The 14,753-nt window shown below is 74.1% G+C and carries 13 protein-coding genes; 3 read left to right on the forward strand and 10 right to left on the reverse strand.

Annotation, left to right across the window (positions count from 1 at the left end; translation table 11 throughout):
• Positions 1-62: 62 nt before the first annotated feature.
• From ACH495_RS18580 to ACH495_RS18605, 6 genes are all read right to left on the reverse strand, one after another.
• Positions 63-1,616: a glycosyl hydrolase gene (locus tag ACH495_RS18580; protein ID WP_396858946.1), complete on the reverse strand. Its 1,554-nt coding sequence runs from the start codon at positions 1,614-1,616 to the stop codon at positions 63-65.
• Positions 1,617-1,708: 92 nt separating this feature from the next.
• Positions 1,709-3,181 carry a hypothetical protein gene (locus ACH495_RS18585; protein ID WP_396858947.1) on the reverse strand — a complete coding sequence of 491 codons (1,473 nt, stop codon included), beginning with the start codon at positions 3,179-3,181 and terminating at the stop codon, positions 1,709-1,711.
• 55 nt (positions 3,182-3,236) lie between these two features.
• Entirely contained in the window at positions 3,237-4,307 is a 1,071-nt protein-coding gene (locus ACH495_RS18590; protein WP_396858948.1) for a hypothetical protein, read from the reverse strand.
• Positions 4,308-4,563: 256 nt separating this feature from the next.
• Entirely contained in the window at positions 4,564-4,797 is a 234-nt protein-coding gene (locus tag ACH495_RS18595; protein ID WP_343443311.1) for a zinc-ribbon domain-containing protein, read from the reverse strand.
• Positions 4,798-4,919: 122 nt separating this feature from the next.
• Positions 4,920-6,263 carry a class I SAM-dependent methyltransferase gene (locus tag ACH495_RS18600; protein WP_396858949.1) on the reverse strand — a complete coding sequence of 448 codons (1,344 nt, stop codon included), beginning with the start codon at positions 6,261-6,263 and terminating at the stop codon, positions 4,920-4,922.
• Complete coding sequence (locus ACH495_RS18605; protein ID WP_396858950.1) at positions 6,260-7,645, reverse strand: FAD-binding oxidoreductase; 1,386 nt, start codon at positions 7,643-7,645, stop codon at positions 6,260-6,262. The genes ACH495_RS18600 and ACH495_RS18605 overlap by 4 nt, the downstream gene beginning before the upstream one ends.
• Positions 7,646-7,727: 82 nt before the next feature.
• On the opposite strand from ACH495_RS18605, the gene ACH495_RS18610 reads away from it, so the two are divergent.
• Positions 7,728-8,012, forward strand: a complete 285-nt coding sequence (locus ACH495_RS18610) for a DUF427 domain-containing protein (RefSeq protein WP_396858951.1) — start codon at positions 7,728-7,730, stop codon at positions 8,010-8,012.
• A gap of 57 nt (positions 8,013-8,069) precedes the next feature.
• Complete coding sequence (locus ACH495_RS18615; RefSeq protein ID WP_396858952.1) at positions 8,070-8,783, forward strand: RICIN domain-containing protein; 714 nt, start codon at positions 8,070-8,072, stop codon at positions 8,781-8,783.
• 1 nt (position 8,784) lies between these two features.
• On the opposite strand, the gene ACH495_RS18620 is transcribed toward ACH495_RS18615, so the two are convergent.
• A complete protein-coding gene (locus ACH495_RS18620; protein ID WP_396858953.1) occupies positions 8,785-10,068 on the reverse strand; it encodes an MFS transporter in 1,284 nt (427 codons plus the stop codon).
• A gap of 53 nt (positions 10,069-10,121) precedes the next feature.
• Here ACH495_RS18620 and ACH495_RS18625 point away from each other — a divergent pair, with 53 nt between their 5' ends.
• Positions 10,122-11,159: a GlxA family transcriptional regulator gene (locus ACH495_RS18625; protein ID WP_396858954.1), complete on the forward strand. Its 1,038-nt coding sequence runs from the start codon at positions 10,122-10,124 to the stop codon at positions 11,157-11,159.
• Here ACH495_RS18625 and ACH495_RS18630 read toward each other — a convergent pair.
• The 3 genes from ACH495_RS18630 to ACH495_RS18640 form a co-directional block, all read right to left on the reverse strand.
• Complete coding sequence (locus tag ACH495_RS18630; protein ID WP_396859011.1) at positions 11,124-11,600, reverse strand: hypothetical protein; 477 nt, start codon at positions 11,598-11,600, stop codon at positions 11,124-11,126. The two genes, ACH495_RS18625 and ACH495_RS18630, sit on opposite strands and share 36 nt — an antisense overlap.
• Positions 11,601-11,721: 121 nt before the next feature.
• A complete protein-coding gene (locus tag ACH495_RS18635; RefSeq protein WP_396858955.1) occupies positions 11,722-12,276 on the reverse strand; it encodes a hypothetical protein in 555 nt (184 codons plus the stop codon).
• A gap of 523 nt (positions 12,277-12,799) precedes the next feature.
• On the reverse strand, positions 12,800-14,752 hold the full coding sequence (locus ACH495_RS18640; protein ID WP_396858956.1) for a VWA domain-containing protein: 1,953 nt from the start codon (positions 14,750-14,752) through the stop codon (positions 12,800-12,802).
• Position 14,753 lies beyond the last annotated feature (1 nt).

Here is a 14,753-nt window from a genome sequence, read left to right on the forward strand (position 1 = left end):
TGTAGCGCGCCGGAACATTAGCGCCCAAGAGCGACAACCAGCCGGACCGGACCGGACGGTCGTCACTCGACGGTGACGTCGTCCACATAGATCGCCGAGGTGCCGCTCGCACCGCTGCCGGGCACGAACTGCACGCCGATCTCGCGCACGTCGCCGACGTTGGCCACGCCGGCCAGCGACAGCGACAGGCGCACGCCGGCCGAGGTCACCGCGACGGTGCCGCCGTCGAACCACTGCCAGCCGGCGCCGGTCTTGACGTAGAGCTTCGCCTGACTCCCGGTGCCGAAGCTGCCCCACGGCGCGACCCGCGCGGTGGCCCGCAGCGTGCCGCGCCCGCTCAGGCTGGTGGTCGCACTCTTCTTCAGGTACGCGGCGCCGGCGGCCAGGTTGACGTCGGACTTGAGCGAGCGGGTGCCCTGGGACGCCCACTCGGTCACCTGCCACGGCCCGCCGGTGACGCCTGCCCCGGTCCAGCCCTCGGTGCCGGACTCGAACCCGTTGAGCAGCGTGCCGCCGGACGGGGGCGGGGTGGTGCCGCCGCCACCCGGCTCGGTCACGGTGCCGAGGTCGACCTCGCCGCGGTTGGCGATCCAGGAGTTGTTGAACAGCGTGCTGCCGCCCTGGTTCCGGGCCGGGCCCCAGCCGTCGTTCCAGGCCAGGAAGTAGGACGTCTTCGGGTAGCTCTGCTGGAACGCGGTGACCCAGCGCCCGTAGTCGAACGAGCCCTGGCTGTCCGGCCCGATCTCGGCGAACGCGAACGGCTTGCCCAGCCCGACCAGCTCGCTGTACGCGGACTGGATGCCGGAGACCTGCGGGTTGTCGTCGTACGCGTCCATCCCGACGATGTCCACGTAGGAGCCGCCCGGGTAGTAGGCGGTGCGGTTGCCCCGGCTGAAGTCGGCCGAGTAGACCCAGAGCAGGTTGTCCAGCCCCTTGGTGCCGGTCAGGTAGGTGTACGTCTGCTGCCAGACCTGCTTGAACGTGTTCGGGTCGCGGTTGCCCCACCAGAACCAGTCGCCGTTGACCTCGTGGAACGGCCGGAACAGCACCGGCACCCCGGCGTTCTCCAGGTCCTGGAGGCCGGCGGCCATCTTGTCCTGGAGCTGACGCCAGCGGGCGCCGGCCGCCGTCGACGGGTTGAGCAGGTCGGCGAAGTTGCCCATCGGCGTGTTCAGCCCACCTCCGTTGGCGTTGGCCGGGCTGGGCAGGTGCACGCTGATGGTGACCAGGCCCCCGCTGGCGGACCAGGACTTCAGCGCCGAGTTGCAGGAGTAGTCGACGAGCGCCGTGATGTCGTTGTTGGTCGCCCAGCCGGAGCCGTAGTCACAGCTCAGGATCGCCGGGTACTGGCCGGTGGCGGCGCGCAGCTCCTCGGTCTGGCTGAGTGAGAAGCCGCTGTTGCTGTAGCCGCCGAAGAAGCCGGAGGCGATCCGGTTGCTGCTGCGGTTGGGCAGGTGGGCGAGCCAGTTGAGCACGTTGCGGGTCGAGGTGGACGCGTTGGTGTTGGCCGGGGAGACGGTGTGCGCCTCGGCCGGCGCGACGACGGAGAGTGCGGTGGCGGCGGCCAGGACGGTGGCGGCGGCGGTCGCCGCGAGGCGGAACCTGGTGCTTCCCATGGGTCACCTTTTCGGTTCGGGAGGTGGTGTGGCTGCCACCCAGTGCACTACTGAACCGATTAAGTTTCAAGCATGTGAATGAATTGATACGGCTACTCTTCGTGCTGGTCCGGCGGTCCGCCGTGCGTCCACGGCGTCTCCTCCGGCGTCGGGAACGCGCCGCCCGGCAGGTAGCCGTCGGAGAGACTGGTCAGGCAGATCCGCTCCCCCACCTCCGGCACGCTGCCGGCCGGCGCGGTCAGCCCGCGCCCCATCCCGCCGGACAGCTCCAGCACCACAGCGGTCTTGCCGTCCCCGCCCGGGGTCACGAACACCACAGTGGCCTTCTGCCCCGGCCGGGCCGGCGACCAGAGCGTCGCGCCCACCGGCATCGGCACCGGCTCGACGGTCACCACCTGGATCCGCGGCCGCAGCACCGGCCGCCGGCCGGAGTCGTCCACCCGCTTCGGGTCCGCCAGCGTCACCTCGCCCACGAACGCCTCCCCGGCCAGCCGGTGCTCGGCCATCACCAGCGGATCGTCGTACGCCCGCTGCACCGCCCAGGCGGTCAGCGCCCGCTCCAGCCGCTGCAACCGCAGCGCCGCGGCCACCGCGCCGTCCCGGCGCGGCTGCGGACCGCCGCCGGCGTCGACGTGCTCGGCGTACGCGGTGAACGCGTCCCGGTCACCGGCCCACCGGCCGGCCACCCGCGCGCCGGGCGGCAACGCCCGCAGCCGCCCGACGCCGCGCCACATCAGCTCCCAGGTGGGCGCGAGCTGGCCGCGCACCAGGTCACCGAGTTCGTCGTACGCGGACGCGCGGGCCGCCGGATCGTCCGCGGCCCCGGTGTACGCCTCGATCGCCGGGGCGAGCCGGTGGTTGTCGAAGTCCGGGTCGGTGGCCGGACCGGCCGGCGGCACGAGTGCCGGATCCTCGGCCCGGAGCGCCGCCTCGGCCCCGGTCGACCCCGGCGGCGGGTCGAGCCAGCCGAGCACCGCCGGCAGGTGCAGATCCTCCACCGCGCTCTGCCCGGTCGCCCAGTGCAACGTCAGCGCGTCGGTCATCGCCAGCAGCGCCGCCGAGCCCGGCTGCTCGGCCCGCTCGGCGAAGAACGTCAACCAGCGGCCGAGCAGCGGCACCGACGGGTGCACCGGATGGTCCCCGTCCGGGCGTCGGAACCGGGTGGACCGGCCGAACAGCCGCAGGAACGTGATCCCGGCCGGGTTCGGCACCAGCAGTTGCGGCGCGTCGACGTACCGGTGGCGGACGTCCCGGCCCCGGTCGACCGCCACCGCCTCGGTCACGCCGCGGAACGAGTCCAGGTAGGGCAGCAGGACACCGGCCAGCTCGGCGGCGAACGCGAACCGCTGGTCCCGGTTGCGGGGCTGCGGCACCACCAGCAGCCGGGCCTCGTCCGGCGCGGCGCCGACCAGCGCGGCCAGCGGGGCGTTCGCCTCACCGGCCAGCGCCAGCGGCACCAGCACCAGCGGCCGGTCCGACAGGTGCAGGTGCCGGACCGTGGCCACCGGCTGGGCCCGCCCGGCGGCGACCGCCTGCGCCCGGGCCAGCGCCCGCAGCGTGCTCACCGCAGCTCCCCCGCTCGACGCACCTGCGCCGCCGGACGCGCGCTTCGGGGCGTACTCATGCGGGGTTTCCGGTGAGGGCGTCGGCGCGCAGGCGCGCGGCGGCCCGCAGCAGCGCGGCGGCCTCCGCCTGCTCCGGCTCGGGCGCCCGGACGCCCTCGGCGAGCGCCAGCACGTCCGTCACCTCCGGCACGCCACCGAGCGCCTCCCGGACCGGCCGGCCCAGCGCCCCGGTCTGGCCGCGCGCCTCGTGCCGGCAGAAGAAGGCCAGCTCGCAGGCGGCCAGGCAGTCCGGCGCGTAGCGGGCCGGCACCTGGTGCAGCGCGGCCGTGAGGATCGCCGGGTCGGCCGCCGGATCGACGGTGAACCCGGCCGGCAGGGTGGCCAGCAGGTCGTCGACGCGGGCCATCCGGGCGAGCTGCCGGCGCAGCACCAGCAGTTGCCGGCGGACGTCGAGCAGGCTGGCCACCGGCCGGCTGCCGAAGTCTCGCGGGCAGATCAGCACCACCTCGTGCGAGACCAGCTCCGGGTCGCGCCCCTCGGCGGCGAGCAGCTCGCGCAGCGCGAGCACGTACACGGCGGACTGGATCGCGGCGGCGGCCACCTTGGCCGGGTCGGCCTGCCCGTCGATCACCGGGAACGACTTGATCTCCACGACGTGGAACCGGCCGGCCAGCCGGGCGGCGACCAGGTCCGGCTCCAGGTGCACGCGCCGACCGGCCACGTCCAGGCCGAGCAGCGGATGGTCGAAGAGCGCCGGGCCGTCGCCACCAGCGGTCAACGCCGCCCGGGAGCGTTCCGGCCGGTCGTCGTCGCCGCCCAGGTCCGTCCAGGTCGCGCCCGCCGGCACCGGTACGCCGAGCCGCTCCGCCACCAGGCGCAGCAGCTCCACCCCGCCGTCCGCCTTGACCTGCGCCTCGAACGCGTTGCCCCGGGTGATGGCGAAGCGGGACTGCCCGAACCGGGCCGGGAAGCCCAGCCGCTCGGCCAGCGCCGGCTTGTCCGCCCCGGCGCCGTCCAGCACCGCGCGCCGGGTGCAGCCGGGGTTGCCGGTCAACGCCGCGATGGTGCGGGCGTTGTGCCGCCGCGGCGCCCCGCCACCCCGAATCTCCCTCAGCCGATCTTTCACCCGATGAAGTGTAAGGAGGGGCCCCCGCTTAACGCTTTCGGTAGAGGCGGGGCCCCTTGTTAACACTCCGAGAGCAGTCAGCGGCCGGCGGAGCGGTTCCACGGGGAGCGCGGGGACAGCGCGCCCGCCGTCGGCCGGTTGCGGCGACGGTGCCGACGGCCCGGCGTGCAGGGTGGGCGGGCGGCGGTGTGCACCGGTACGGCGGGCGGCGTCACCATCGGCCGCCCCATCAGCCAGCAGAGGAAGCGGGTCACGGTCAGCCGACCGGGAGGCGCTCGGCCTCGGCGCGGGAGATGTCGTACTGGGCGCCGCAGAACGTGCACTGCTGCGCGTACCGGGTGCGCACCGGGATCAGGGGGACGAAGAAGAGGCTGAACTTCGTGGCCCGCCGGGTGATCACCTGTGCGGCCTGGTTGCCGCAGTGCCGGCAGACCTGGGTGACGACGCCGGACCGGGTGACCTTGGTCCGCAGCCCGAAGATGAAGAACATCGCCCGCCATTACCCAGCCGCGGCATGTGTTAAGCGGGGGCCCCGCCTCTACGGGAGGAGGCGTGTCGTTCCACAGGGCGACGGAAGGCCGCGCGGTCCGCGCGGCCTTCCGTCGGTGCGGGTCAGGGCGTCCAGTCGGGGCGCAGCGGGTAGCCGTTGGCCCCCTGCGGGGCGTTGTGCGTGGCGAGCACCTGGTGCAGCTGGATGCCGTTGCGCTCGAACGCCATCCGGGAACCGGCCATGTAGAGGCCCCACACCCGCGCGGTGCCCGGGCCGACCTCGTTCACGCAGAAGTCCCAGTGCTCGACCAGGTTGCGGCACCAGCCGGCCAGCGTCAGCGCGTAGTGCTGGCGCAGGTTCTCCTCGTGGTGCACCTCGAACCCGGCGTCGTGGATCTCGCTGATCAGCCGCCCCGGACCGGCCAGTTCGCCGTCCGGGAAGACGTACCTGTCGATGAACGCGCCGGAGCGGTGCGGGGCGCGGTTGTCGGCCCGGGTGATGCAGTGGTTGAGCAGCCGCCCGCCCGGCTTGAGCCGGGACCGCAACGCGCCGAAGTAGGCCGGGTAGTTGCGCACGCCGATGTGCTCGGTCAACCCGATCGAGGAGATCGCGTCGAACTGCTCACGCGGCGCGTCCCGGTAGTCGAGGTGCCGCACCTCGGCCAGGTCGCCCAGCCCCTCCCGCTCGATCGCGGCCTGCGCCCACTGCGCCTGCGCCTTGGACAGCGTCACGCCCAGCGCCTGCACGCCGTACTCCCGGGCCGCGTGCCGGACCATGCCGCCCCAGCCGCAGCCGACGTCCAGCAGCCGCATCCCCGGCTGGAGCGCCAGCTTGCCGGCGACCAGGTCGTACTTGGCCCGCTGCGCCTCCTCCAGCGTGTCGCCCGGACTGCGGAAGACCGCGCAGGTGTACGTCATCGACTCCCCGAGCACCTTCTCGTAGAAGGCGTTCGACACGTCGTAGTGGTGGGAGATCGCGGTGCTGTCCCGCGCCCGCGAGTGGCGCAGCCCGTTCACCACCCGCTTCCAGCGCGGCGCCGCCTCCTGCGGCGGGGGCGGCGGGGGCCGCAACCGCTCCCAGCCCAGCCCCTTGACCAGCGCCACCGCGTCGGCCACCGGCGGCATCCGCAGCGGCATCTCGTCCTTGAGCACCCGCAACGCCTCGTACGGGTCGCCGGGGCGCACGCCGTCGAGGCCCAGGTCGCCGCTGACGTAGGCCCGGGCCATACCCAGGTCGCCCGGCGCGGTGAGCAGGTAGGACAGGCCCCGCTCGGTGTGGATCGCCAGGGTGATCCCGGCGTCGGCCGGGCCCACCGCGCTGCCGTCGTATCCGGTGACCCGGACGGGCAGGTCGCCGGTGGTCACCGCGCGGATCACGTCCGCGACGGTCGGTGCGGTGCGCCGGCCGCCCGAGGGCGGCCCGGCCGGGGCGCTCGCCGCCCCCGGTGTTCGGTCGGTCAGACTCATGCTCGGGATACCGCCTTCTCGTACAGTCCGGTGAGTCGGTGCTCCGGGTCGTAGCGGTCCTTCACGGCACGCCAGGTCTCCCCGCCGTAGAGCCGGTCGAACGCGGCCCGGTCGTAGTACGCGTCGGAGTAGAGCGACTTGTGCCCGCCCGACTCCGACACCATGTGCTCGATCCGCCGGTTGACGTCGCCGTCGGCGGCGCCGGGCGCGATCGGGACGCTGCCCCAGAAACCGATGTTCACATAGGTCTCGCCCGGTTGGAGCGGATACAGCGGCCATGCCCGGGCCGATCCCGGGCCGGCCGGCTCCCGCAGCCGCAGCGGGCAGAGCCAGACCGGATTCATCCCCACGTGCCCCGCGAACCAGCGCAGGAACTCCGGCGTGCGCGCCAGCGGGATCTCCACGTCCTGCACCACCCGCTCGCGCGCCGGCCGGCCCCGCCATTTGTCGACCCGGGCGGCCACCCGGTGCCGGTGCTCGAACCGCACGATCTTGTGGTAGACGTCGCTGCGCCGGTAACGCTGCGGCCAGAGCCGCCGGACCACCGGGTGCTGGACGCCGAACGCGGACGAGCACCAGAACCAGTCGGTGTCCCACCGCCAGAGATAGTCGTAAGCGGTCAGCACGTCGCGGGTGCGGCGGCGCAGGGAGCGGTAGTAGATCTCCTGGCCGGTGTAGTCGGACGGGCGGCCGTCGGCCTCGTCGGTGAACGTGCCGAGCACCAGGTAGGACTCGCCGGGGCTGAACATCACCCCGTCCATGGCGTCGACCGGCTCGCCCGCGAACGCGCCCTTGTCGACCACCTCGCCGATCGCGTCGACCAGCTCCTCCAGCCGGGTGAACCGGATGTTGCGCAGCGCCACGTGCCGGCCGACCGGTTGCAGCTCGATGCGCAGCCGGGTGGCGTAGCCGAGGCTGCCCAGCGAGTTGGGGAACGCCCGGTGCAGCTCGGCGTGCTCGCCCCGGGGCCGGGTGGTGACCAGCTCCCCCGCGCCGGTGAGCACGTCCATCTCGAGCACCGACTCGTGCGGCAGGCCGTTGCGGAACGACGTCGACTCGATGCCCAGGCCGGTCACCGCGCCGCCCAGCGTGATGGTGCGCAACTGCGGCACGACCAGCGGCATCAGCCCGTGCGGCAGCGTCGCGTCGACCAGGTCCTCATATGTGCACATGCCCTGCACGTCGGCGGTGCGGGCCGTCGCGTCCACGCCGAGCACCCCGGTCAGGCCGGTCACGTCCAGGCCCGGCGCGCGCGGCGCGGAACGCGGGCGGAAGAGGTTCGACGTCTGCTTGGCCAGCCGCACGGTCTCACCGGCGGGCACCGCGGCGTAGGAGCGCCGCAGCGTGTCCACCGCCCGTTCATGATCACGGACAGCTCGCATGAGATCACCTTACGCCCGGGTCCGACAATTCGTGGGACGTCCACGGTGGCCGGCGGGCGGGCCGCGACATAGCGTGGACGACATGCCGAAAGCCGTCTGGAACGACCTGGTCGTCGCGGAGAGCGACGACACCGTGCTGGTCGAGGGGAACCACTACTTCCCGCGTGCGGCCCTGCGCGACGACCTGATCCGCGCGTCCGACACGCACACGGTCTGCCCGTGGAAGGGCACCGCCTCCTACTACACGCTCGAACACGACGGCGCCACCAGCCCGGACGCGGTCTGGTACTACCCGGAGCCGAAGTCCGGGGCCGAGATGGTGCGGGACCGGGTGGCGTTCTGGAAGGACGTCCGGGTCGTCGACTGAGTCACCGGCCGCCGGGGCGACTGGCCCTCGGTGGCTCCGGTGGGTCAGGATGCCCCCATGGCCGATCCGCACCGCGACCCGTCCGGCACCGTCTACGGCGCGCGCCCCGCCCGGGGCGGCGTCCGGCTGCCCCGGGACCCGCTGATGCGGGTCGCGCTGGGCGTCGGCCTGGTCGGCGTACTCCTGGGGGCGTTCTTCGCCACCGGCGTGCTGGGCGGCGGGGCCGACCGGCCGGTGGTGCCGGCGGCGGCCGCGCCGACCCCGGCGGAGAGCGAGCCGACCACGACGCCGCCGACGACCGAGGCCCCGCCGTCACCGTCGCCGAGCGCGACGCCGGAGACGCCCGCCGCGCCGGTGGCCACGCCGAGGGTGATCCGGGGCGTGCCGTCCGGGCGCTGCGTCGGCGTCACCGGCGACGACCCGGAGGGCGCGCAGGCCGCGCTGGCCGACTGCACCGGCGGGCCGGAGCAGCAGTGGGTGGTCACGCCGGTCGCCCCGGACACCTATCTGCTGGTCAACGCCGCCAGCGGCAAGTGCCTCGACGTCAACGAGGCGAGCACCGACGACGGCGCCGACGTGCAGCAGTGGTCCTGCAACGGGCAGGCCAACCAGCAGTGGAAGCTCAACCCGACCGGCGGCGGCCCGGTGCTGCTGGTCGCCGTGCACAGCGGCAAGTGCGCGCAGGTCGACGACGCGGGCACCGAGGCCGGGCGGGAGCTGGAACAGGCGCCGTGCGGCGGCGCCGCCGAGCAGCAGTGGGCGCTCGGCTGACTCAGCCCCGATAGCTCCAGGCCCGCCGGCCGGCCGCCGCCACGGGCAGCGTGAACGTCGGGCGTCGGCGCAGCAGCAGGGAGAGCCCGGCCGCGCCGATCGACAGCACGCCGGCCACGTACCAGGCCACCGCGTAGTCACCGAGCCGGTCCCGGACCAGGCCGGCCCCGGTGGCGGCCAGCGCGGCGCCCACCTGGTGCGCGGCGAACACCCAGCCGAAGACCACCGCGCCGGACGCGCCGAACCACTCCCGGCACAGCGCCACCGTCGGCGGCACGGTGGCCACCCAGTCCAGCCCGTAGAAGACGATGAACACCAGCATGCTCGGCTCGGCCCGGCCGGCGAACAGGCTCGGCAGCACCAGCAGCGACCCGCCCCGCAACGTGTAGTAGGCGCCGAGCAGCAACCGGCTGTCGACCCGGTCGGTGAGCCAGCCGGAGGCCACCGACCCGGCGATGTCGAAGAGCCCGACCAGCGCGAGCAGGCCGGCGGCGGTCGTCTCCGGCATGCCGTGGTCGTGCGCGGCGGGCACGAAGTGCGTACCGACCAGCCCGTTGGTGGTCGCGCCGCAGATCGCGAAGCCGCCGGCGAGCAACCAGAACGGCCGGGTCCGGGCGGCGGCGGTCAGCGCGCCGACCGCGCGTCCCGCCGCGCCGCCCGCCGGCCGGACCGGCGGCACGACAGCGGTCGCGCCGTAGGCCGGCCGGCCCAGGTCCGCCGGGTGCTCGCGCAGCAACCACCCCACCAGGGGTACGACGGCGAGCGCGGCCCCGGCGACGACGAGTGCCGCCGTGCGCCAGCCGTGGTCGCGCACCAGCACCGCGAGCAGCGGGAGGAACACCAGTTGGCCGGCCGCCCCGCCGGCGGTGAGCACGCCGGTGACCAGGCCCCGGCGGCGGACGAACCAGCGCCCGGTGACGGTCGCCACGAACGCCAGCGCCATCGAGCCGGTGCCCAGCCCGACCAGCACGCCCCAGCAGAGGATGAGTTGCCAGCTCTCGGTCATCGCCACGGTCAGCCCGCTGCCGGCCGCCACCAGCAGCAGCGCGCCGGCCACCACCCGACGGATGCCGAACCGGTCCATCAGCGCCGCGGCGAACGGCGCGGTGAGGCCGTAGAGCAGCAGGTTGACCGAGACGGCGGCGGAGATGGTGGCGAGCGGCCAGCCGAACTCGGCGTGCAACGGGTGCAGCAGCACGCCGGGGGTGGCCCGGAAGCCGGCGGCGCCGACCAGCGCGACGAAGGCGACGCCGGCGACGAGCCAGGCCGGGTGCAGTCTTTTCACCCATCGAGTCTCGGACTGCCGGGTGCGGTGGGGCGAGTGGCCGGAAAGCCATCGTGCGTAATAATCGGGCCATGCCCGTCACGCTGCCGCACCGCGTCGCCGTGCTCGCCCTGGACGGCGTGGTCGCCCTGGATCTCGGCACCCCGGCCCAGCTCTTCGGCGCCGCCCGCCCGGCCGACCAGACCCCGCTCTACGCGGTCACGACCTGCACGCCGGGCGGTCGCCCGGTGCGCAGCACCGCCGGGTTCCAGGTGCTCCCCGACCACGGCCTCGACCTGCTGGCCACCGCCGACACGGTGATCGTCCCCGGCATCCACGCGGGCCCGCCGCTCACCGCCGGCACGGTGGACGCCGAGGTGGCGACCGCGCTGCGCGCCGCCCACGAGCGGGGCGCGCGGATCATGTCCATCTGCACCGGCGCGTTCGTGCTCGCCGCCGCCGGCCTGCTCGACGGACGGCCGGCCACCACCCACTGGGCGTACGCGGCCCGGTTCCGCCGCCTGCACCCCCGGGTACGGCTCGACCCCGAGGTGCTCTTCGTCGACGACGGGTCGGTGCTCACCTCGGCCGGGGTGGCCGCCGGCATCGACCTCTGCCTGCACGTGATCCGTACCGACCACGGCAGCGCGGTCGCCAACCGGGCGGCCCGGCGCTGCGTGGTGCCGCCGTGGCGGGACGGCGGCCAGGCCCAGTACATCGAGCGGCCGGTGCCCCGGGCCGCGCAGACCGGCACCGCGGCCACCCGGGAGTGGGCCCGGGCGCGCCTGCACGAACCGGTCGCGCTGCGCGAGATGGCCGCGCACGCGCGGATGAGCGTCCGCACGTTCACCCGGCACTTCCGCTCGGAGACCGGCCTCAGCCCGGCGCAGTGGCTGCTCCGGCAGCGCACCGAACACGCCCGGGTGCTGCTGGAGACCACCGACCTGAGCGTCGACCGGATCGCCCGGGACGCCGGCTTCGGCACCAGCGCCGCCCTGCGTCAGCACTTCCACGCCCGGGTCGGGGTGTCCCCGACCGCCTACCGCGGCACCTTCCGCGTACCCCCCGCGGCGCCGTCAGGCCAGGTGGGGTTGGCGGCGCAGCGCGCGTAGCTGGGCCAGGTGCAGCGGCAGGTGCACCCGGACGTGCAGGTCCAGCGCCCGCCCCCAGGGCAGCGACTCGTCCACGTCCAGGTCGAAGCCCTCCCGCAGCACGGTCTCCACGGGCGTCTCCGCCGCCGGGCCGAGCCGCGCGGCCAACGCGCAGAGCTTCTGACTGGTGGCCCGCAGCACTGTCGCCAGCCCGTCCAGCCCGCCGCACTCGGAGACCAACGCGTCGAGCTGCGGCCGGTGGATGGTGTCCACGTCGTAGTACGCGAACGGGGACCCGGCCAGCACCGCCTCGGTCGCCTCGCTCATCAGCTCGTCGTTGGCGGCGAGGTGCGCGACGATCTGCTCGGCGCTCAACTCACCCTCCGGCGGCGGCCCGAACCCGCCCGCGTCCACCTCCGCGAGCAGCTCGTCGTACGCCTGTCGCAGGTCGGCGGCGTCCACCTCATCCATGCCACGCATCCAACCCCTCCCGCCACCGGCCGCGCCCCGGCTACCCGACCCGGTTCACCCGGACGAGCGAAGGCCGGCACCCCGTGGTTCGGGGTGCCGGCCTTCGGTGGTCTTACTTGGTCCAGTGCTGGGCGACCAGGTCGGTGGCCTGCTTCTCCCACTGCGCGTAGGCGTCCGGGTAGGCCGAGACCTGCACGGTCTGGGCGGCCTTGGTCACCGGCATGTCCTGCCAGCCGTCGACCTGCTTCAACCCCTTCAGGAACGCAAGCGTCGAGTACTCGGGGTCGGTGATCTGCTCCGGGCTACCCCAACCACTGGACGGGCGCTGCTGGAACAGACCCAGCGAGTCGTGGTCGTTCTTGTCGCCGAGGTGGCCGAGGTTCTCCAGCTTCGACTCCTGCAGGCTGGTGGCGATCGAGATGACTGCGGCCCGCTCCGGCAGGCCGGCCTTCTTCGTCGCGGCGATGATCGCCTTGGCGTTGGCCGTCTGCTCATCGTTCAGGGTGATGGTGGACTGCTCACCCTGCACCGTGGCGACGGCGACGGGCTTGCTCGTGGCGGCGTGGGCGGGGGTGTCGGCGTGCGCGGCGATCGGACCGGCGAACACACCACCGGTGAAAGCCAGACCAGCAACACCCAGGATGCTCTTACGCAGAATCGTGTTCATGGGGGGCTCCATTCGGGGGTCGACACACCCGGGGGCGGGTGCGCGGGCACCGTCAGGCGCTCAAGAAAGACTGGGGATCCGACTGCTCGCGGGGCGCGGGGCTCCGTCACGGCGCCGGGAGTGTGTGTAACGACCGGGCGGCCACCGCCATTCCCGGGTGCGCGCCGCATCGGTCACGGCGATCTCTCTCGGGGGCGGGGTCGGCGGCGCGGTGCGCTCGCCTTCCTCAGCCGTTCACGGGGATACAACGCCGAACCCCCGCCGACGATTCCGCCGCCAGGGTGCCGCCCACCACTCCCGAACCCGACATCCCGGCCACCCGGAACGCTTCATGAACAACACGCGCGCCCCCGACCCGCCCAGGCACCCCATAGCGCCCCCCAAGGCCACGACTGGAACGGTATGGCGATCTTGGAGTTGTGGCACCTCCGATATCCGGCCAAACCGACATTCCCTGGCACCATAAGTCCAAGATCGACGAGAACGGGCGGTGTCCACGGGAACGAGCGGGGACGACCCCGGGTCAGCGGCGGCCGTGGCGGGCGCGGAGGTAGTCGGAGACGACGTACTCGCCCAGGTCGTCCAGGTCGGGGGTGAACATCCGGCCGCCCGAACGGCGGGCCACGGCGTCGACGAACCGGCGCAGCCCCGGGTCGTCGCCGAGCATGAACAGGTTGAGCGTGGCGCCGAACCGGGTCAGCTTGTCCACCTCGCGGATGGTCGCCTCGATCGTCTCCGGCAGCGGGGGCCAGTTGAAGTACGCCTCGCCGTCCTCCGGGTCCAGGTGCGCGGTGGGCTCGCCGTCGGTCACCACGAGCACCACCGGCTCGGCGCCCGGGTGGCGCCGCAGGTGCCGGCCGGCCAGCCGCAACGCGTGCTGGAGGTTGGTGCCCTGTTCCATGTCCGGCTCCGCCGCCGCCAACTCCTGCTGGGTGAGCGGCATCGCCTCCCGCCCGAAGCCGACGATCTGCAGCGCGTCCTGCGGGAACCGGGTGGCCATCAGGTGCGACAACGCCAGCGCCGTCTGCTTCATCGGACCCCACCGCCCCTGCGAGATCATCGAGTACGACAGGTCGACGCAGAGCGCCACCGCCGCCGACGCCCGACGCTCGGTCTCCATCACCTCGAAGTCCTCGACCGCGAGCGGCACCGGCACCCCCGGGCCGGCCCGGCGTACCGCGCGGGTCAGCGTGCGCACCACGTCCAGCGGCTGCTCGTCGCCGTACTCCCAGGGGCGGGACGCGCCGCTCACCTCGCCCGCCGCGCCGGCGGAACGCAGGTCGTGCTGGCCCCGGGGCCCGGCCGTCAGGTCGGCGAAGACCCGCCGCAGCGCGGTGCCGGCGAGCCGGCGCAGCGCCTTCGGGCTGAGCGTGAGCCCGTCCGCGTCCCGGGTCACCCAGCCCTGACGGCGCAGCTCCCGCTCCAGGTCGCGCAGGCGACGTACGTCGTCGGCGGCGTCCCGGCCCAGCGTCCGGGCCACCGCGTCGACGTCCACGTCGTCCAGCGTGGCGCCGGACTGGTCCTGGTCGAGCGAGTCCAGCAGCTCGTCGAGTTCGGCGATCTCGCCGAGCGCGCCGGTCGCCTCGCCGTAGCCGAGCGGCTGGTCGCCGCGGACCCGTTCGCCACGCTGCCACTCCAGGTCGGGGCGCAGCGACCGCAGGTGCGCGTCGAGCTGCGACAGCTCACCGGCGAGCCGGTCGCCGAGCGACTGGCGCATCAGCCCGGCCAGCTCCTCACGCTGCCGGTCCGACAGCGACCGCATCAGCCGTTCCCCGGCCGCCGCCCGGCGGGCCAGTACGTCGATCAGCTCCTCGACGTCCCGTGGGCGTTCCGGGAAGAACTCGCCGTGCCGGCGCATGAACTCGGCGAACGCGTCGGTGGTGTCCTCGGCGCGGGCGTGCCGGGCGAGCAGGTCGTTGAGATCACGCATCATCTCGCCGAGCTGCCGTTGGGCGTCCGGGTCGGCGGCGGCCCGCGCCGCGTCCCGCAGGCCGGCGAAGCGCTGCTCCAACACCTCGCCGCGCAGCCCGTCGAGGATCCGCTGATACGTCTGACGTGCCTCGGCGCTGGCCCAGTCGTACCCGGAGAGCTCGGAAACCGCGCGCGCGGTGGACCGGGGCAGGTTGTCCAGCACCGCCTCGGCGAACCGGGCCTCGTCGCCGTCGCGCCCGCGCAGCTCGTCCCGTTCGGCGGCGAGCGCCTGGTCGAGCAGCGCCCGGGCCCGGGTCACCGCGCCGTCCAGGTCGCCCCGGCGCAGCGCCTCCCGACGCAGGCGACGGGCCCGGGCGGCCAGGTCCTGGAGGCCCCCGCGCCCGTCCGGACCGCGCCGCAGCAGGTCCCGCAGCGCCTCCCGGAGGCTGCCGCCGCCGAGCACCTCCGCGCCGACCGCGTCCACCGCGGCACGCACGTCGTACGGCGGGGCGAGCGGGTCGGGCCCGCCGCGCCACTGGCCGTACCGGAACCGGTTGCCGGCCACG

The organism is Micromonospora sp. NPDC018662 (genome assembly GCF_044391475.1).
Classification (GTDB): domain Bacteria; phylum Actinomycetota; class Actinomycetes; order Mycobacteriales; family Micromonosporaceae; genus Micromonospora.